Annotated in this window: 21 protein-coding genes and 1 pseudogene; 14 read left to right on the top strand and 8 right to left on the bottom strand. The window is 49.9% G+C overall.

Going from position 1 to position 19,131, the window contains the following annotated elements; all coding sequences use genetic code 11:
* Positions 1–194 precede the first annotated feature (194 nt).
* Together KVG91_RS21530 and KVG91_RS21525 are read right to left on the bottom strand one after the other, a co-directional pair.
* Positions 195–512, bottom strand: coding sequence for a hypothetical protein (locus tag KVG91_RS21530; protein ID WP_169374754.1), 318 nt, complete (start codon positions 510–512; stop codon positions 195–197).
* A gap of 5 nt (positions 513–517) precedes the next feature.
* Positions 518–679 carry a hypothetical protein gene (locus KVG91_RS21525; protein ID WP_169374748.1) on the bottom strand — a complete coding sequence of 54 codons (162 nt, stop codon included), beginning with the start codon at positions 677–679 and terminating at the stop codon, positions 518–520.
* A 250-nt stretch (positions 680–929) separates the two neighbouring features.
* Between KVG91_RS21525 and KVG91_RS21520 the strand changes: the two genes are divergently transcribed.
* Together KVG91_RS21520 and KVG91_RS21515 are read left to right on the top strand one after the other, a co-directional pair.
* Positions 930–1,352 (top strand): glycine zipper domain-containing protein, encoded by a 423-nt coding sequence (locus KVG91_RS21520; protein WP_076950739.1) that lies wholly within the window; start codon positions 930–932, stop codon positions 1,350–1,352.
* Positions 1,353–1,698: 346 nt separating this feature from the next.
* Positions 1,699–1,908, top strand: a complete 210-nt coding sequence (locus KVG91_RS21515; RefSeq protein ID WP_076950740.1) for a hypothetical protein — start codon at positions 1,699–1,701, stop codon at positions 1,906–1,908.
* A 98-nt stretch (positions 1,909–2,006) separates the two neighbouring features.
* On the opposite strand, the gene KVG91_RS27695 is transcribed toward KVG91_RS21515, so the two are convergent.
* The 3 genes from KVG91_RS27695 to KVG91_RS21500 all read right to left on the bottom strand — a co-directional run bounded on the left by KVG91_RS27695 (position 2,007) and on the right by KVG91_RS21500 (position 3,805).
* Positions 2,007–2,507, bottom strand: coding sequence for a superantigen-like protein SSL4 (locus KVG91_RS27695; protein ID WP_225927037.1), 501 nt, complete (start codon positions 2,505–2,507; stop codon positions 2,007–2,009).
* Between the two features lie 205 nt (positions 2,508–2,712).
* On the bottom strand, positions 2,713–3,174 hold the full coding sequence (locus KVG91_RS21505) for an anti-virulence regulator CigR family protein (protein ID WP_169374747.1): 462 nt from the start codon (positions 3,172–3,174) through the stop codon (positions 2,713–2,715).
* Between the two features lie 208 nt (positions 3,175–3,382).
* Complete coding sequence (locus tag KVG91_RS21500; RefSeq protein WP_169374746.1) at positions 3,383–3,805, bottom strand: RDD family protein; 423 nt, start codon at positions 3,803–3,805, stop codon at positions 3,383–3,385.
* 553 nt (positions 3,806–4,358) lie between these two features.
* Between KVG91_RS21500 and KVG91_RS21495 the strand changes: the two genes are divergently transcribed.
* From KVG91_RS21495 to KVG91_RS28085, 10 genes and pseudogenes are all read left to right on the top strand, one after another.
* Positions 4,359–5,144, top strand: a complete 786-nt coding sequence (locus KVG91_RS21495; protein ID WP_318840898.1) for a hypothetical protein — start codon at positions 4,359–4,361, stop codon at positions 5,142–5,144.
* A 1,279-nt stretch (positions 5,145–6,423) separates the two neighbouring features.
* Positions 6,424–6,768: a hypothetical protein gene (locus KVG91_RS21490; RefSeq protein WP_225927036.1), complete on the top strand. Its 345-nt coding sequence runs from the start codon at positions 6,424–6,426 to the stop codon at positions 6,766–6,768.
* Between the two features lie 175 nt (positions 6,769–6,943).
* Positions 6,944–7,759, top strand: a complete 816-nt coding sequence (locus KVG91_RS21485; RefSeq protein ID WP_169374745.1) for a hypothetical protein — start codon at positions 6,944–6,946, stop codon at positions 7,757–7,759.
* A 714-nt stretch (positions 7,760–8,473) separates the two neighbouring features.
* The gene (locus tag KVG91_RS21480) at positions 8,474–8,899 is read left to right on the top strand and encodes a hypothetical protein (protein ID WP_217894935.1); all 426 of its coding nucleotides are present in this window, start codon (positions 8,474–8,476) and stop codon (positions 8,897–8,899) included.
* A gap of 131 nt (positions 8,900–9,030) precedes the next feature.
* Positions 9,031–9,198 (top strand): annotated as a pseudogene (locus KVG91_RS21475) (LysE family translocator); the annotation flags it as partial.
* 319 nt (positions 9,199–9,517) lie between these two features.
* Positions 9,518–9,862 (top strand): hypothetical protein, encoded by a 345-nt coding sequence (locus KVG91_RS21470; RefSeq protein WP_169378924.1) that lies wholly within the window; start codon positions 9,518–9,520, stop codon positions 9,860–9,862.
* A 464-nt stretch (positions 9,863–10,326) separates the two neighbouring features.
* Complete coding sequence (locus KVG91_RS21465) at positions 10,327–10,662, top strand: GNAT family N-acetyltransferase (protein ID WP_256664895.1); 336 nt, start codon at positions 10,327–10,329, stop codon at positions 10,660–10,662.
* Positions 10,663–10,870: 208 nt separating this feature from the next.
* On the top strand, positions 10,871–11,353 hold the full coding sequence (locus tag KVG91_RS21460) for a GNAT family N-acetyltransferase (RefSeq protein ID WP_169378923.1): 483 nt from the start codon (positions 10,871–10,873) through the stop codon (positions 11,351–11,353).
* A 180-nt stretch (positions 11,354–11,533) separates the two neighbouring features.
* The gene (locus tag KVG91_RS21455; protein WP_169378922.1) at positions 11,534–12,256 is read left to right on the top strand and encodes a hypothetical protein; all 723 of its coding nucleotides are present in this window, start codon (positions 11,534–11,536) and stop codon (positions 12,254–12,256) included.
* Positions 12,257–12,828: 572 nt separating this feature from the next.
* A complete protein-coding gene (locus KVG91_RS28085; RefSeq protein ID WP_225927074.1) occupies positions 12,829–13,047 on the top strand; it encodes a colicin E1 immunity protein in 219 nt (72 codons plus the stop codon).
* 24 nt (positions 13,048–13,071) lie between these two features.
* On the opposite strand, the gene KVG91_RS21445 is transcribed toward KVG91_RS28085, so the two are convergent.
* The 3 genes from KVG91_RS21445 to KVG91_RS21435 all read right to left on the bottom strand — a co-directional run bounded on the left by KVG91_RS21445 (position 13,072) and on the right by KVG91_RS21435 (position 16,629).
* Positions 13,072–14,367 carry a colicin-like pore-forming protein gene (locus KVG91_RS21445; RefSeq protein ID WP_169378920.1) on the bottom strand — a complete coding sequence of 432 codons (1,296 nt, stop codon included), beginning with the start codon at positions 14,365–14,367 and terminating at the stop codon, positions 13,072–13,074.
* 208 nt (positions 14,368–14,575) lie between these two features.
* A complete protein-coding gene (locus KVG91_RS27685; protein ID WP_225927035.1) occupies positions 14,576–14,731 on the bottom strand; it encodes a hypothetical protein in 156 nt (51 codons plus the stop codon).
* A 1,382-nt stretch (positions 14,732–16,113) separates the two neighbouring features.
* Positions 16,114–16,629 (bottom strand): hypothetical protein, encoded by a 516-nt coding sequence (locus tag KVG91_RS21435; protein ID WP_169378918.1) that lies wholly within the window; start codon positions 16,627–16,629, stop codon positions 16,114–16,116.
* 1,075 nt (positions 16,630–17,704) lie between these two features.
* Here KVG91_RS21435 and KVG91_RS21430 point away from each other — a divergent pair.
* Both KVG91_RS21430 and KVG91_RS21425 read left to right on the top strand, forming a co-directional pair.
* Positions 17,705–18,247, top strand: coding sequence for a tyrosine-type recombinase/integrase (locus tag KVG91_RS21430; RefSeq protein ID WP_169378917.1), 543 nt, complete (start codon positions 17,705–17,707; stop codon positions 18,245–18,247).
* Positions 18,248–18,436: 189 nt separating this feature from the next.
* Positions 18,437–18,907, top strand: coding sequence for a hypothetical protein (locus KVG91_RS21425; RefSeq protein ID WP_169378916.1), 471 nt, complete (start codon positions 18,437–18,439; stop codon positions 18,905–18,907).
* Positions 18,908–19,131: the final 224 nt, after the last annotated feature.

Below are 19,131 nucleotides of genomic sequence, written 5' to 3'. Positions count from 1 at the left end.
GGTGACGGCAATGAACCATCCAATTCGAGCGCAAATGGTTGTGCAGATTATTTGCCTGCTGTCGGTGGCTCAGCTCTTCTGCTGAGCTGTGCGTCACGGCTTGCACCTTCAGCCGCCGTTGCGGCGGTGCGGGCTATTGCCACCTGAAAGCCGTAAACTGGCCCGACATTCGATTGCCGGGCCAGAATGTGCCGCTACAGCAAGACCGTGGACAGCATGCCGAGGGCGCCCAGGCAAAACCCGATCAAGGCGCCTCGCCCAGGAAACTCATGGAACAGCGCCCAGATCACGACCGGTTCCAACAGCAGCAACGAGGTGACCGACACTACCGTGACCACCCAGATGTCACCCACCGCCCTGTACCCCAGCCAATAAGCGCCCAACAGGCAGAGCCCGGCAAAGCACATCAACGCCACTGGCATGATGAACGCCTGCCAGGAGCCGGCGCCTGCCTGGGCCAACTTGGCGGTCACCACTTCACTGTAGATCGCACAAAACTCACCGATCACCATCAACCCTAGAGCAGAAACTCCGAGTAGTTCTTTGGACATATCAAAAACTCCTTCGTATTCAACGCGCTGTTTTTCAGCTCCCAGCTGGCAATGCCATTGCCGAGCGTGTCGTTGCAGTGATACGAAGCAGCCTTGAACAGGCCTGAATTACCGAAGTGCTTTTGCATGCTCATGTCCTTTTTGGCGGGTGAGACTCAGCGACCCGATGAGGCGCTGGTTTCGATCATACGTTTTGGCAGCCGGTAGGACACGTCAAAAAATCCAGGCGCATCGCGGCGGGCCTGGTTTACGGCACACCTTGTTACAACCAACTGGGCCAGAAACCCGCCACCCAAGAACTTAGTGCTTTTGTTTCAATCCTAATGCCAGGCGTACTTCAACCATGAGCGCCTGCTGACAACCCATAGAGGTCACACCATGAATAAGACACTACCCGCCCTGGTCCTGGGTGTTCTGATCTCGCAAGGAGCGATGGCTGCCGGAGATGGTACAGCGGCGCTCGGCGGCGGCGTCGGTGGTGCACTCGGCAACATCGTCGGCCAACAGCTTGGCGGTTCCACTGGGGCCGCCGTAGGTGCAGGCCTGGGTGGCGCCGCCGGTGGAGCGGTCGGTGCCCAGAAGGGCAATCGAGCGGAAGCCGCCATAGGCGGTGGGGTCGGGTCGGCGGGCGGCTCGCTGATAGGCAATCGCCTGGGCGGCACGACAGGATCGACGATCGGTGCGGGCTTAGGCGGTGCCGCGGGTGGCGCGCTGGGTAATAACTTGGCGGATGACGAACACCGTTCCGACGGCAAGAAACACAGGGGCAATAAGCACAAACACAAGAACAAGCGCCATTAATACAAAAAGCCCCGCATTCGCGGGGCTTTTGTTTGGGACCGGCGAAAACCACCTTACGTCGGTCCATGCGGGTTCACTGGCGAGCGGATCAGCAAGCGCCAGGCGGAATGCCGTCTTTATTGAAGTCCTTCAGGCGTTCCCGTTCTTCCTCAGTGGCATGCGCCGGGGTTTCTTGCTCGGGTTCCTTGTGCTTTTCTTCAGTCATCGCTGTGTCCTCTGGGTGGGTAGCAGTTTCGGCAGCGGGTGGGATCAGCAGTTCATTTATTCCTCGCGAGCTTCCTGTCGACCTGAAACAAATCTGCGGTTACGCTCGCTGCTAAGCTGTGCTCTTAACGGAGAACCAACCATGCCGAACTCAGACCTGCTTCCTTCCCTGCTGTCAAAACTCTACGAAAACCAGCTTGCCCTCGAAGGCTCGATCATGGAGCTATCGAACTGGGTTGAGCAGCGCGGCTCCGCCGAGGTCGCCGAGAACATTCGAGGCGCACTGAACACGATTGATGAGAACGAAGCGTTTATAAAACTGACGCTGGCCGTCTTGATGTCCCCGCAGTAGTGCGTCTGTGCAGTGGGTCGGCTCAAAACAGTGTTTGATGAGCAGCAAAGCACCCACTTTTGGCGGCGGTCAAGGCGGCGAACGCAATGGCGCGGTGCTTATTTGGCTTGGCGAAGCACAAGCTCCGACAGACGGGTCTTAACTCGGAAGCAGAACTCACGAATTTGAAATTGATAGGCGGGCATAACCATATAGTTTAAATCGGGACCTAGTGAGTCCTTAATTTCCATGTATTTAGCGGTCTTGCTGGCGATGACTTGGTATTCAGCCTCGTATTTATCGTAAGACGCTTTGTTGTAGACCTTTAAAACATCCAGCTCTTTACGGCATTGCTCGGCGCGGTTCTGGTTTAAATCTGTCTCTGACTGAGCCGTTTCTGGCGAAACGGGAGTTGAGCTCTCAGCACGAGCATTCGCCTGTGTGGCCTCATACCGCACAGGCGGTTTTGCTGGCGTCGCAGGCGCGACTTCAGGTGGTGCTTGCTGGACGACGGTTTCCGGCGGAGCCACTTCAGGTTTTTCTGGCGTTTTCGTAGCGCATCCCGAGAGGGCAATTCCTAGTACTGCAACGATGCCACACATTTTATTCATCGGTTTCACCAAACAGGTCCTTATGGTTGGCTGAGTCGTTAGATTCTGGGTAAAGGTCATAACTCGTTCAATGACCGAGCATGAATTTCTACCAGCCTCAAGGCGCTCAGCCTCTCTTCCTTGAGTGCGCAGACGAGTGATCATAGTAAAAAAATAACGAGGTGACGAGAAAAAGCTCGGCAAAAAAGCCACAGCGTTGAGCCGGCCAATAGACTTAATCGAATGCTCCGTTGAGCACCTCGTAAATGATGCCGGAGGCAATGGCTACCAATATCAGATCAGCGCCCGCTTGCTGCCATTCGTAGCCATCGTATTGGGGCAGCCTGCCGAGCAAGCGGCCATCCAGTTTTTTGGCGATGCCGGGAGGAAGAGGTATGCCTCTAGCGAGGTTCTTCTGGATTCCGGGGGGCAGTGAAGGACCTGGACGCCAATAGTCACGATGCCCGCCGATCACGCCTAATACGCCACCACGGTCGATGCTGGGCCCACGGCTCCAGTCATCCGCGCCGGCACTTTTGCCTTTGTTGCCCTGGTTGCCATGGCCTTGGCCGCCTTGGGCGTTGCCTTTTCCATTTCCTTGGCCTTTTCCGTTGCCAGGATCGGCCAGGGCCGTCACTGAGCTTACGGACAAGGCAAGGCAAGTGACAGCGGCTATAAGCGAGCGGGATTTGAACATGAGCGTCTTCTCCGAAGGAAATACGTCTTTGAAATGTAGCTGGTATTGCCGATTTCAGTTCGGCATAAACACCCTACTCGCTGTACATGCTCAACTGAACCCGATAGCGAATGCCGGAAACGCAAAAGCCCCACATCCGCGGGGCTTTCGGTTGAATCTGACTTAGCTGAGGTCGGGCAATTCGAACCCTCCCCCCGTAAAGTCACAGCTACTTTAACCGGACCACTATCGTGGATGCGAGCATGTCTCCCAAGCGTTTCCGTGAGCCGAAGAAAATAAAGATCCAGTCAAAAATGCTCAGAATAGGCGTAGTGATGTTGCGCATGAACGACTGATATAGATTGCAGTCAAGGTGGCTGCGCTCGTCAATTACTGACATCCCCAGCAGTTTTTTACCTACGCTTTGACCGTTGGGCATTGCATCTGAAAATAGGTAGTACGCCGCAGCAGACCCGAAAGCCAAGATTCCGACCGCGTCTGGCGATACACCAACAAACTCAGCCGTTTTTCCCACGGCGAATAAGACCAAAAGGGTAATTAATGAATCAATCCATTGCCCTCCCAACCGCCGCCCCAATCCGGCCAGGTTGTCTGGCTTCCGGTATTCGTTTTGAGTGGTCCTCACTTCCATGCGTTGACGCTCCAATGGTATTTGATTTCAAACATTCCAAGACGCCAAAAGCTCAGCGCGGGACTGGGATTTTCAACCGCTAACTTCACGGGCAGCACCTTCGATTGGATACGGAGATGGCGGGTGTCAGCGGTTCAATGAACTTTGGGTCGGCTTACCTGCGCACTATCGGTTTACGTTCGTGGCGGGCAGAAGCCCACCAACCATGAAAATGCCCGCTGGCCCTATAAGCCAGGCGACGGTCGTTCCTGGGCTGAAAATGGGTATGACGATAGCAATTGCAAGCAGGCCAATTCCTGTCCGTAGCCGCCTACGCGGCGTGAACCACTCTCGGAACGCTCCAAGCTTTTTACCAGCCATACCACCTCCTTGTTTGATACACAGCAAAGCATATCACTCACTCTGGCGGTGATCGAGGAGGCGGAGGCAATGCGACAGCGCATGACCGCAAAGCAAGAACGGGTGGATATGAATATGGAAAAAGCATCGCGTCAGCGGGCATACTAGGCGTTGGATAACCTCTATAAAAGCAGCACCCTACGAGGATGGCGCAGTGGCCAAAAGCAATTTCGGACATCTTTCGCTAGCCTTGATGGCTTGCTTCACTGCTCTCGCAAACGCGGTGCAACTTGATGTTTCACCCGGGGCGGAAGCGCTGTACTTCAAGGCTCTGCCTTTGCTAGATGAAATTGACGACTTAAATAACGAACTATTCAAACTTCAACATCAGCTACCCGATAAAGAAAAAATACCGGAGGGGACAACCGCAGCACTCAAAGACAAAATACGCTCACTGCTGGCGGAAGCGACCCCATTACTCAGGCGTTCATCCGATGAAGAAAATCCTGCCGCCCAATACCGACTCGCCTGGCTTGCAATAGGATTTGCCCCCAGAGAGCAAGCTGTAGGTCAGGTTTGCTCTTTGTTGAAATCCAGCCTTAAAAAAGGGTTCGCGCCGGCGGGTCTCCAAATGATCAGCTACTGCTTCGACGATGTAAAAACAGTCGAGTTTCGAACGCTGATTGATGCATTGCCTGAACCTACAAGCCCGTACAGTAAGTACTACCCGCAGCCAGTACTTATGCCAAGATGCGACAGAGCGCACGCCTCCAAGGAGGAAAAAGTAATCGGTTCCCTCAATGAACAAGCAATTCGCGCCGATCTGTACATGAGTCTCTCAACTCAGATGTCGAGGCAGAACCTTAAGCAAGAACAAATGCGATATCTTCAAAAATCTGCCGAATACGGATGCACGCGCGCCATAGAGCAACTAAAGCTAAAAGCAGGCATCCAGGTATTGCCGAGGGCTGCCCTCGCTAAGGCTGAATTCCAGGTATAAAAAGGCTTGGCAATTGCCGGACTAAATGATCGGAACACGCGCATCAAACCCCGGGGCCTGGTGCAGAAAGCTAAACCAGGATTCACTGGCTATATAACGCCCGTACGCATAAAGGAATAGGGTAATGAATTCTTTTCGGATAGCGACTCTGATAGTCGCGCCGCTTTTTGTCTGCGGCTGCTTCAGCACCCCAAAAGAAAAAACCGAGTACGAAAGGCAGATCGAGGCAGTACCGATGCCCGCTTCGGAAGCTGATCGGCTAGAGCAATGTGGTAATTCAAGCGAATCGCAGATTCCCACCATATCGAGGACTTGTTGCAATACGCACAGCGATCCAAGCTCGGCGCCTCGGATTATGAATATACCGAGACTGAAGCGCTTAGGCGTCGCCTCAGAGCCATGAACTGCCCTGGGTATGGCTGGTTTTCTTGATGCTGCTGCCCGGCCATTCGGGCGCCGCCGAGCTTCTTCTTTCTGGCCTTTCTTGCCTGATCACTGCGATATGATCGCTTTGCTCCGGGAAAGTCCGCCCTCCCCGTCGCGGGCTTTGCCTGCAAATTGGCTATCTGTATGCGCCTATTGGAGCTGGATAACGTCAACCCTCCTGCAGTCAGAAATTTCGCGTATTGCCTGATCTGCAGAGACTTTATTGAGCTTCCAGTTCAGCTCGACCGCTACCGCATTGACCCGTTTTGCCTGCACTTTCGTGGCGCTGGATGTGAGGCTGACGTAGGCGGCATCTGAGCTTTTAACGTCGACGACAATAGTACTGGTGCCGCCCTCAAGATCGGAGCTCCCCGATATTCCCGCTTTCCATTTCTGAGTGATCGTGTGCTTGGCCTACCCGACTAACCTCTTCTCACTCTCACACATTGGAAATGTGTTATTAACCACGTCAGCGCTGGTGGGAGACCGAAGACTTAGAAATCATTGCTGAATCGTGCCAACGACCTCTGCGCATCGACAGGCGGTCATTTTTCTACCGAAACGAGCAGAGCATAGTGGTGCCGAAAGGCAATGGCGAAAATGAGTAACTCAACCTATGTACCATGACTATGGTGATAGCCGGTAGCGACAACCAGGATCACTGCGCAAGCTATTGAAATTGAAAGGCTACAGGCTGGATATGTGTTAGTTCCTGCAGGTTGTGAAATCTTTATTCATCCGATGTGTCAAAAACAGCAACCCTTGGCTTAAAGAATTCTGGTTACCTGCCGCTATAGAGGTTGAGTCTTGCTGTCTTTTCTATACAAGACGACGCGGAAGGACAAGAGTTATAGTGATTATCAAAATTAAAGGAATATTTATGAGATTCGCTAAACTGTTCGGAGCAGCAACTCTATTCGCCTCTATGATTGCATCTGCCCAAGCAGGCACAATCGTCACCGTGAAGGTGAAGAACTCTGCGACCGGCCCAGCCGCGTACACTTTCGAGTACTTTTCAGGGAGTGTAGCCCCCACCCCAAGTACGATTCTGCCGTCTGCAACGGCAACATTTTCCCTGACCAGGGTCGCGGATACGGTTTCAGGAATGCCGTTCCTCTATACTTCAGGTAATAAGAAATGTCGTTTTGCAGCAAGCCACCAAGTCAATCCAACGTCTAAAGCTCCTAGCTGGACTTAAATGGGCACTAGCACTGGTTCCGATAACGCTACTTGCAACGCCCATATCACAGCCATTCAATCTGCGCCTCCCTATAACTACACTGTCGAATTTGAAATCAAATAATCCGATATTTTGTATAGACACCCAAGCTGAAAATAGCTCTCGAGCTCTCTCCAGCGTATGGAGTATCACCATGGACATTTCGATTAAATCGTATCAAGCAAGTACACAGGCAAAGCTTTCTACACAAGAGAAGCTTCCTTCGTCCAACCCTGTAAATTTACCTTCCGGGGATGCCGCCCTCAAGACGACGGAGACCGTCACGATCTCCGATTCTGCACGGGCACTGTACGCATTAAGTAACGCTGATGATAAACAAACATCTATGTCCAATAGGGATTTAAAAGGACAATATGCAAAAGGTCAGAGCGATATGTACAATTTCGGGCAGCGGATTGCTGGCGGGAATCTTAATAATGAGGATCTACTTCCCAAAACAGACGACCCTGCCCGTTTGGCGCTAGGTCAGCAGTCACTGGATTACGCAATTGGGCTTTCTAAGCTCCCCCCCGAAAAACTTCCAAACCCATTTGAAGGTATGGCGCGAAACGGGCTAAGCAATATTGTTTATGATGATTCAGGAACCTATACGGATGCAGAACGATATGCCGCTTATGGGGAGCTTAGTAAGCAGGATGAAACATATTTTTCCAAGTTGTACGCCAATATAACGAACGGCGGTGACAACAGTGAAATCTTCAAAGGCATCATGGACTATTTCGATGATCTTCCAGGGGTCGAGAAAGCGGCATACCCTGATAGCTTTAGGGACAGTATAAAAAGTCTTTACCAAGAGCAGTTAGGACAATCGGGGCCGCTCACCCTTCTCAGGCAATCGGCTGAAAACGACTCTGATAAATTGTCACCGAGCTTCTCCAACAAGGAACAATCACCGGAGCAGATGTTACAAGCCGTCTTAGAAAAAGCGATTGCTCTTTCGACGGTCTGACCAGTCCAAAGCAACCATTGTGTCAATGCACGGATCAATTAGGAACGTCAGCAGGGTTCGAGAACGGTTGGATGATTGAATGGGTCGAGGCAGAAGCGCAAAAATGCCGATCCGAACTGGGTGGTTCCAAGACAGAAGAGGTGGGCTGATGTCCAAAAGTAATGGGGCAGTTTTCAATCAGCTCCAACGGGAAATTGCACTCCACTTGACCACTCATTTCATGTCAGCATTCTTTAATCGTAATGTATCTGATCACCGGCTCTCTTTACGTCAGGTCGTTGTATTTCGATGGTTGGCCGACCGTCGCCGTTATTGGGAAGAGCAAGAGCTCGCCTACCCTCTTCTAAATTCCCTACACGCACACCGTTACCATTGCCTCGCACATTTGAGGGATTCATACAGGCAACATCTTTGTTGACTTCATCGAAGCCGCCGGGTCTTAGCGACTGACAACAGGCCTGTCCAGTGGCTGCTTCTGGCCGATTTTTGCCGTTAGTGACGGGCAGCAATCGGCCAAAAGCGGTCACTCCGCATGCCTACGAAGCCAGGGGCGATTCAGGTGTCGCCGAAACATAAAAACTGTACGCCCGAAAGTCATATCCCCCCATGGAACTTCCCAAAAAAATGATGTCAATTTGATTGCTCGTTACAGCAACAAGATCATCTTGGATCAGTCAGCGTCAGGCTATTTCCTGACACCCCATGGAGAGAGTGATGAGAGCCATCATTGCGATGTTATTGATGTTGAGTACCTACGCTTATGCTGGTTGCGGCAACATCAGTGACAGCGATCAACGCGCTTATTGCGAGGCCAAAACCAGTGGCCAAAGCTGCGGCAATATCCGGGACAACGACCTTCGGGCCAGTTGCTCGGCGGAAATGAACGGTCAAAGCTGCGGCAACATCAGTGACAACGATCAACGCGCTTACTGCAATGCCAAAGTCAACGGTCAAAGCTGCGGCAATATCCGGGACAACAACCTTCGGGCCAGTTGCTCGGCGGAAATGAATGGCCAAAGCTGCGGCAACATCAGTGACAACGATCAACGCGCTTACTGCAATGCCAAAGTCAACGGTCAAAGCTGCGGCAACATTCAAGACAGCAACTTGCGTAACGAGTGTGATGCCATAAAGCATTGATCTCCGAATCACGCGGGACCAGCCGCTCTTCATCGACGCTGGACCCGCGCACTTGAACTCGTCAGTTGTTAAAGCGCTTGCCGATTTCTTATCCTCGTGGCCACCTCTGCCCAATCGATACCGAAGTTCAGATGTACCTCGCCACCCTCTCCCTTTTCGTCCCCGCCTCCTTCACCCGGAATATGGCACCCGGCCCGAATAACCTGTTGTCCGTGAGCAACTCCACGCGCTACGGCTACCGCACCTCGTGCCTCGCCGGTACTGGTCACCTGCTGACTTGCGCCGGGTTGATCGCCCTCGAAAAACACTAGATTTACGAACACTGCTGAACGATTTAGCCAATCTGTTGCGTCGACCGGAGACTTCTCCGAACAAGACTAAATATCCTACGCAGAGCTAAAATGGGGTGAGTACGGATGCCAATCAAGAGGATGAGCGGTCCTGCGTTTGAGCTCTAAACCCACTGTCCGCATTGGGACGTCTCCTGCCTGCCATGATAGGGTGCGATGGCCATGACCAGGGGCCTATCAGGCGCTACCAACGAGAATTACTTAAAGGCACCCTCATTAGCTATATTGCGGCATCAGATTGAGAGTTTAAAAAGGAAGAATTTTGGAAATGCCTAAGGTAAAGGCTGAACTGGAGGCGGTGCTTCAGGATTTCGGGGCTCGTCCCTATGGTTTTTTTTCCATTCTGGACGATTCAGACAACCCGAACCTCAATCTGCGCAAGCAGAACATTGGCTGGGACTTCATAAAATCCGAGCGCTGGCACAGCCTTGATCTGTCCAGCTACATATTATGGAGCATTTCTGACAACGGAGATCTGCTTTGGTGGAATGGTGAGCAGACAATCGCGATGAATCCGAGGGACGGTACTTACCTGTCCGAGCCTGTCAGCCCGCGTGGGTTCATTCGTCTTGTGGGGCTGAACAAAGTCGGAAGATTGTTCCCGGACTTTTGAATGGTCACATGCAGGACGACTTCTGCCGGTGCAGAAAGGCTGCGCTGGGTCGATTTCGGCCTGTCGTGAGTGGCGGAAATCGGCCGATTGTGTTGAAAAAGTCGGTTTACCCAAAACGCTCGAATACTGATTGGGTGAAAACACCTGTTTTGCACGTTGCTACGTGAAATCCGAGGCCTGAACCTTCTGCCCAAAACTCAGATTTCAATCTCAGGTGCGTACTTTTCTGCCGTGGAATTCGAAGCCGACTTTTTCAACACAATCGGCCAAAAGCGGTCACTCGCAGACCCTGCGGGGTAGTGTGTCGAATTGAACCATTGAAGTTTCACCACCCTTCACTTGAGGATCTCTAATGACAAAATCAATCCGCTATTGTCGAGGTGGTTCAAGAAACCGATCCTGTGCTGCTCAGATCTTTGAATGACCTTCTCCCACAGCTTTCCAGAAACGCTCAAGCGATGACAATGGAAGATTTGGAGCAGATTGTGGATTCAGAGTGCTCCGATTTATTGGTAGTGAGAGCAGCAAGTGGAGGAAACATTTTGGGGGCGCTAACCCTGATTCATTTTCGCATTCCGACAGGTATTCGTGCCTGGATCGAAGACGTCGTAGTAGATGCCAGTGCTCGAGGTCAAGGGGTCGGCAAAGCACTCATACAAGCAGCAATAGAAAAAAGCCGTGACCTCGGCGCGAGAACTCTGGATTTAACCTCCAATCCAGATCGTGAATCTGCCCATCGTTTATATGAGGGGGCCGGATTTTCGGTCCGTACAACAAAGGTCTACCGACATATCAAATGACTGATGGATAGTCCTTCAACGCATGGCGATCACTCTTGCGTGCAGGAGCGTCCGGAATGGCTACTTTCGGCCTGCGGATTTAACCAATCTGTTGCATCGACCGGTTGAATCCACAGCCCAAAAGCAGCCATTGGAATATCATCCCTGCCATGAGACAAAGACCGGGATCCCTGCGAACCACCCACACAATCAAGGAGAGTTGCACATCATGGACGAAGCCATTACTTACCGAGCAGCAACGGTACAAGACGCATTGAGCATCTGTGAGTTAGGACAATTGCTTAACGCGGTGCACCACGCTGCCCGCCCCGATATTTACGCGGCTGCCACCCAAGACTTTTCGCGCGATCTTCCTCACTGGTCAGGTCTTTTCGAGAAACCGGGTCAGGTTGTGTTCATCGCGAATGTCGGTCACCAGGCCGCAGCCTTCATTACTGCCAGCCTGTCAGCAAGCTCTGGGCCGCTGATGCAACCGCTGAATGTTGTTCGCATTGGATCGGTATGTGTTGCCGAGCAATTTTGGGGGAAAGGTATTGGACGTATGCTTATTCAGCTCGTTAAAAACTGGGCTATCGAAAATGACGCCCACGACTTGAGGTTGTCCGTCTGGCCGTTCAATGCACGTGCTGCTCGCATGTACACAGAGTTCGGGTTTGAGACTCGTGCTTTCGAGATGGGAATGCGTCTGTAAAGGCGATCCCCCTAAAGGTCAAAAGAGGCCCGAGGGACTTCTGCTGGATCATTCATAACTGACAGCTTTCAGGCCAGTTGTTGTCTGTCGCAGATTGACTGCTCACGGCTTAAAACAATTTGTGCAAACCGAAAAAACTCAGGAAAATAGAGTGCAGTCTCTGTCGAAAGGAATGACGAAATGCATAAAAACTGGTCGCAAATAAAAAAAATCTACGTTGAAAGTAATCGTATATTTGGCTATGAACGATTAAAAGTCTGTGGACGTAAGCGATACCTCCTACCGGCGTTGGTGACAATGCTGGTAATGATTACAATATCGTCCACTCTTTACTGGTTCAAAAATCCTCTATGGCCGTTTATATGCATGACGGGAATGGCCGTTTCTATGATGGTGTTTTTTAAGTCAGTAGAGACGCTGCTAGCAAAGCTCTACCCTATTGAGTACGAGCAGTACGACATTGCTCAGCAACGATTGTCAGAGCGTACCGACATCTTGGCTTATGCTTTTTTTCTACAAAGAATCAAGCAGGTTAAATACACGCCAATGAAGCTTAAAGCTATCGCCGAATACTCCGAAACCCTAAGCCCGCCGTCTAAGCCTTTCCTGATCAACCAACACTTTATTACAGTAATACTTATATCAGCATTAGTAAGTCTTTTTACCGCATACCTTCAAAAAACTCCAGCTTGGCCCACGCAAGCTCTATTGTACATTCTAGCAATTGGATCTTTGGCCGTTGTGGTGTCCTTAGGACTTGATGGCTTTCGAACTGCTCAAACGCGAGACACCCGAATCCGTCGCTATCTCAAAAGAGCACAGATTGAGCTTGAGCAAGAGGCGAATGCTGAGAACACTGAAGTTTTCATAAATAATAACAGTGAAAAATCCATTATTTCGTAGGATTACCCGGAAGTCCGCTTTTGGCCGTTTTCAGCCTTTCGCGACAGGCAGAATTCGGCCAAAAGTTGCTTTTTGTGAATGGGCTATCGCCCAAGAGTGCAGCAACCGGGGTCAGAATCGCTTCAGAGACGACAGACAGAAGGGCCTGGCTGTCCAGCAAAGCGGCTTTCACCGCGTCGCTGGCCACTTGGTTAGAAGTTACTGATGAATAACTTGCTGCTTGCTTTTATAGTTTAAAACTTAATCTACAAAATATACGCATTAGCAAAATATTTCATTCAGCAGACAGAATTAATCACTTTAACAATTAGCTCATCTTGGTGCTAAATTGCAAGCTAGAGGTGAGGGCGTGCCCCATTCCAGATGATAGCCCATAGCCATTAACCATATTTGCTATTATAGATATGTGCATGGCAGCCGATAAACTAAACTGACTTTAACGCGAGCAAACTTTGTATATTAAATATTATTTCAAGAACTTTATAATCTCGATAGGAATTTTCATTTTATTTTTTACTAAATGGTTTGGAGGGGAAGCATTCGTAGAAAGAACAAACCCCATTTTTTTAACGATGGGTTTATGTAGTACTTTTTTATTCCCTTTTTCGCGGATGATAATCGAAAAAGCGGCGCTTCGCTTCACTACGCGAGAATTCTGGACTACTGGCTTATTTACTGAGTCACCAGGAAAAAATGGTCTGTATGCTATCTTTTATGTGGCCTGCACGATCCTAGCAGTCCCCATTTTTTGTATATATTTAATTTATATGGCATTAAAAAAAGTGGCCTAAAAAGGCCACTTTTCGCCTTCTTTTTTAAGGCAAAATTGCATCAAGAGCGTCGTTGAATTGCTTCACGTGCGCATCATCAATATAAGCACTGACAAGTGCCATAATCAGGGCAAAAGCTACGATACCAACTGGTGTGGAGACGGTCACTCCGAAAGCAAAAGCAATTAGACCTGTAGCTGCGCTGCCGGCAAAAAGTGTTTCAACTTTCAGCACAGTGTTGTTCCAATCACCCGAAGCATAGCTTTTCTTCACCTCTTCAACCAAGTCATACGCATCAAAGGCTTTGCCAGTATAGCCAAACCCTTTTGCGAAGATGTTGAGGTTTTTTGCCAACTCGGCTCGATCAAGTGAATCCAGAGCATTCACGATGGCGGCACGATCTGCAGCACTGAACTTCTTATCCAGATGATCCCTGTATTGATCAAAAGCCTTCAAAGCCTCTTCAGCATTACGAAGCGTTTTACCTTTGGCCGTTTCAGCCAAATCTGTAGCTAATGCCGACATTTGAGCGCCATATCTCTCTCCGATTTCTTTGTAGAAATCAGCAGTGAATTTGATAGCCCCCTTAATTTCCTCCTCTTCCTTTGCTTTTTCTTCGGCAATTCGTTTTGCTTCTGCTTCCTCTGCAGCTTTTTTTGCTGCTGCTTCAGCCGCAATACGTTCATCCTCTGCAGCTTGTGCTGCTGCAACCGCTTGGGTCAAAGCATTAGACTTTTCAGTGAGAATCCGGATTTTTTCAACCAGCTTTTTACTTTCATAAACAGCTGAAATAGACGCGACAAAGGACCTATAGACTTCAATCGGAGTGCCTGGACGTTTAGCTTCAGTAATATCCATTGCGAGATATACTGCGTTCTTTTTAAATTCTACTGCAAGCGGATCTCGCCCAAAGTACGAATTAGCAACAGCATTATTGTTAGTAAGTAGATCTTGCGATTGAGCAATCAAAACATCTACAACAGTTTTTTCTTTTTGCTTTTTTTCCAGGTCAGTTAGTAGGCTAACATCTCCAAGCGCAGTGGCTACTTCTCCTTCAGTTTCAGCTGCAATATTTGGAAAATTCGCATTGAAAGCGGCTTCTATATCCACTTGTGCTCGGGTTGCTTTACCCGCAATAGGTATAATATATCCTTCAGAGCGGATTTTCGGGAGGCTCAGAAGGGTTTCAACATCAGTCCCAACAGGCACATCTGCTGTAGGAGGAGGTTGCGCACCAGGTACTCCTGGTACAACAACAGGTACTGGTGGTAGCGGCGGTGGAGGCGGAAGGGGATCTGGTGTGACGATGATAGGAGGTAGCTCAATTCCATTTGTAGACATATGAATCTCCTTGTGACTTGGCATAAATCAGAAATGCTCAAATCTTAAATTTCAGCAGCCCAAAAGCAGGCTGTGTCCTGTTTGTCTTCATACGATACTAGACGCGAAGCAAAACCACTGTACATAAATCCAGCTGAAAACACAAATGAACATATGCGCTTATGCATTTATAAAGATTTTTTCACTTTTAAATCATAAGGTTATGATTTCAAACCCCATGCTTCAATGCATTCTCCCTCGCTTTGATGTGGCCCAGGCTCATCAGGAAGGCCAACACGTCATCACCGCTGTAATGCTCTGCAAATGCTTGCCTTGTCACCTTCCTATCAATCAAATCATCAACCACAGCGTCACCATGCAGCATTGATTTATAGACCAGCGTTTCCCGTAGAAAGCGGTGTCATCAGGACTATCAGCTCCAACAGCAGGCGCTGTGAGCTTCATTCCCTTTAGCTTCTGTATCCGGGGCAAACATTCAGTGCAGGAACGCTTTGGGGCAAAGAAATCATGGTGGCGGCCTTTTCTCTCTCCCGATGTGCCGCGCGTACAGTCTGCGATGTTATTCTGATTCAGCAATCCGGCGTGTAGATGATATGCTATAAGGCATTAAGCGACAGGAATGTCGGCTAATTAATAGTTAGGGAAAACTGAGTATGTGTCGCTTAATAGCCAACGGGTTTGTGATTGTCAGCATTGCGATACTCTGTTCCGGCTGCACATCTTACTCGTCCCAGCCGACAATCAATGAACCCGCAGAACCCGCAACAAAAGAAATCATCTCCAGCTTCAGTTACGCAATAAACTCCCCATGGAAAGACAGTCGCTTCGGCAAGGACGCATACGTAGCGACATTCAAAGTTATTCCCGATGCACAGGATGCGGGCTCCAGCGTTGCCGCCCCGCCTCTGCCCGCATTAGAAATAAAGATCTCGGAGTTTTCATCTGGCGGCGCTTGCGGACAAGATTACTTGACGGGCCTGAGTCTGGGTTTGATCCCCAGTTGGTGTACGCGGACAAACCTTTTCAAGTTTAATTTTATATTGAATAAGGATCAGCGCTTTTGCAGGCAGAAAACCTACTCGATAAACTCCACGTCGTTTTCACATCTTACGATGATTCCGTTTGCACTATTCAATACGGACAATCAGCCATTGACGATCTATCAGGCGGCGCTTGAAGATTTTCTTCGGATAGGTCAATGTGCGCCGCGTTGAGAGCATGTTAACAGGCTTTGTTTTGCGGCTACGAGGGTCCCATTCCAGGCGTTGGAACGTTCGAAATTTATCTCAGGTGAGCGGCGGTTTTTGGCCGATTCTGTTGAAAAAGTCGGATTTTCAAATTGCCTGAACTCAGGCACCAGCACCACCGGAGAACCTACTCACCACATTGAGTGGTTTTTCGGCCCTTCGGTGACCTTTGCTGCTCTGCTAGTGGGTTAATTTGAGGTTTTTTGCTTGGTGCAGGCGCACCTATACCGTGACTGGTGGCCCTTGAGATGAAAATTTGGCCAGCCGTCGCAGGTTCTGCACCGCAGCGGCCAGCGTGAACTCATCCGTCGCGCCACTCATGCCACTCGGCCGATTGCTGTCTTTCGCCAAGGACGGCTCATGGTCGAGATGAGTGTGGATACACCAGCGGCGTTCGCGTCGTTGATTGCGAAGGCGGTCATCGAATGACAGCGGGTGGACTGCAAGGCTGCTGCTCGATCCTCTCTATGAGCGCGCGTCGAGCTATTAACGAGCGAGTTCAAATAGTGCGTTTGCTTCCATGGACATTTCGAAGTGCAAGCCATGCCAAGTAGAAGACCCCCGTGCGTCCGCAGAACAAGCCGACCGTAAACCCCGATGCGGTACCAGCAAGGACGAGCATTTCCCCAGTGGCCGAGAATTCTGGATGTACGGCAGCTTGATAACCGATGAAGTATTTCACGGCAAAAAAGAGAAGCGAGATACCAAAAACTTTCCATGTTCCAGGCACGATCAGGTGCTTGCCCTCCTCGTCCAAAGTCAGACCGCGTCGAGAAAATAGTGCAAATGCGACTAGGCCACCTAAAAGCATTCCCGCGAACCAACTGCCCACGGTCAACTCAACGCGGTCCGCGTAGCCGAGAGAAAGAAGTGACCAGACCACCAAAACAACCGGTGTGATGATCAGCGACCGCTGACTTTCACGACTGGTTTTCCTGGCACTCAGACCGTAGTAGCAGACCAAGAGAAATGCGCCGCAAACCCAGAGTGGCGTGCCTTCCAGATAGTAGATCAACGGCTCACCCACGTGGCGTAACAAGCCTGAAGGCTTCGTCCTACACCCTAGCAAGCAGCGGACAGCAGAGCCGACGATGTCACCGCGCATGGGCCGAAAGGTAGGCCCACCCCATATGAAGAACAACACCGCAGGCGAGCCCCCCACCTGAAATGATGCGAAAACGATCCGCCTTTATGCTACCAACCTTGCCAAACCCCAGAAACACAAAAGCCCCGCATTCGCGAGGCTTTCGTTTGAATCTTGGCGGGAAACCAGGGATTCGAACTCTTATATAAGGTTCAACCCAATACTTCCTCAAGCGCCACTACGATAGCTTTAAGCTGCACCTTAGTCAACATCAATGAATCCGGGCTCTCTGCCGATGAAATATTACCGTAGCCCGTCGTCGCCCCAAAGCTTGCAAAGGTGCAACTCGTTGCATGTTAAGCGTTGCACCTTAACGAGGGGAGAAACTCAGGACAAAATACCTGAGCCAAGCCCGCCACCCGGTTCGGTCTGACGATCACTTGCGATACTTTGCAGTTTCAGAGCGTGCTCGCATGAGGAGGCGGCTCCCAGAGTTGGAGGATCAGCATTGTGAAACTCTATGCTCACCGGCTGCCCACCGCATCGTAACCTCACCAAGGACTCGATCTACCGAAACACTACTCAAGTCACCACTCATGCCCTGCAATCGCTAATTCCACATTTCGTAATTTCGGCGTCGGTCTTTTACGGAAACTCGCACAATGGATAAGCGGCCTCCGCTATAAATATAAATTGTTGACCGCCACTCAATTCAACAGCAAAAGCCATCAACAAACTTTTAATCAATTGCATTCGAGGTAATCGCTGAGCAGCAACAGCATTTACAATTTAAGCAAAAAATAAAGCCCCCACCACTAGGACTATACCGAAAAGCCAATAAAAAAAGCCGCGCCAGAAACTTTTTAAAAACCACAAACTCAAATTAAGGGTCTACTTTTAATATACTGTTAAAAGATTACCACACGCCGAGAAAAGTGCAAAAACACCTTGACGTCAGCGCAGCCACTCCTCTTAAATGGCAGCCCTCTCATGACGGTGATTGATGATGAGCCAAACAAAAGAAGATATGCAAAGCAAAGCGACCAGGCCTTTTAGTCGAGGTGAGCTTATGCAAATAAAAGAAACTCTCGAACAGAAAGGCTCGCTTACAGACCGGTTACTTTTCTCCCTAATGCTCACAGGCATGAGGCCCAGCGAATATTTGCCGTTCAAATCGCAAGACTTGGTGCTTGGAGTCGAGAAAACAGTAAAATTCAGAGCAGTTTCACTGTCAAAGCAAGACGTAGATCTTGCAGTACAGATACTGAATCTGAGGAACAGCTCAAAGAACGACTACATTTTCCCCAGCGGCTCAGCTTCAAACTCTCCGATGAAGCCTGAAGAACTTCGTAAGAAGCTCGTGAGCTGGCTGAAGGCTGCGAACGTAAGCCATGGTGGACGCTCGCCACACGTCGTGCGTCGTTCGGTTATTATAGCTAAGGCAGAAGCGGCGATGCAGGTATCCAAGCGTTTCAATCCTGCCATGGGCACAATCAGCCGGAACATGACCCACCACTACGCTAACAACAAGCGCCCGCCGCAAAACTAATACGAATAGTGAAAGGGCGAGACTGGGCCAAGCTTTTAAGCTTACGGAATAGTCTTTAGTGGGGCTCACCTACCCGAAATTCTTGCCGAAAGACAGCTGACAAGCTAGTCAATTGCCCACACCCCCAAAAATGGCGCCTTTCGCACCTCATAGCCCTGTTACGCCTACACCTTAACTAAGAAGAAATGAATGAACAACCAACAAGTTGACTTAACTTTCGGACAGCCGTCACGAGGGAGACTGAATCCAACCAACCTGCTTCCATTTGAGCAATATGAAAACAACTGTGATATACCGCCCGAATGGATCGATCTTGAAGACGTTGAGTTAATCTGGTGGATTGTTGCCTCTAGAATTAGCAAGAAAGAGCTTAGAAATCGTTTAACAAAGATTGCGGACAGCTACCAAGATTGTGGTTGTTTCGCATTCGCTGTAGTTGCAGACGGAGACGGTCGTGGGCGCTACCCCAGAGGGGTTGTCAATACTCTCCAATCAATTCTGAAACCACGCAAGCTGATGTGGCGTCACCCCACGAAAGATGTTCTCCGCATCCAAATGGTGATCTGGCATTTATGCATCTCTGCTGCGCTTGATTGGTGCCCTACTGAAGTTCTACCAATGAGACTTCAAAGCCTGAAATTTGAAAAAGCTTTGGACTGAGAGTTGTAGAAGACTAGATCGATATTTTCATAAAACGAAATCTTGCGGATCGTCGACACGGCAGACGCTCCTAGCCGCACTCTTCTTGACTCAAGCACCTTGACCTATCGGTAGCTTCTGGGAAAACCATTCCCTCGTTTCTTTAGACGCTATACCAATGATAAAGCATCAAAATGCCACAGCAAATTCTGCCGCTAACTTCCAGCCATTACCAATCGATGTCT

The organism is Pseudomonas azadiae (assembly GCF_019145355.1).
GTDB lineage: Bacteria > Pseudomonadota > Gammaproteobacteria > Pseudomonadales > Pseudomonadaceae > Aquipseudomonas > Aquipseudomonas azadiae.
Note: the sequence above shows the minus strand (reverse complement) of the source record. Positions and strands in the feature narration are given on the sequence as shown.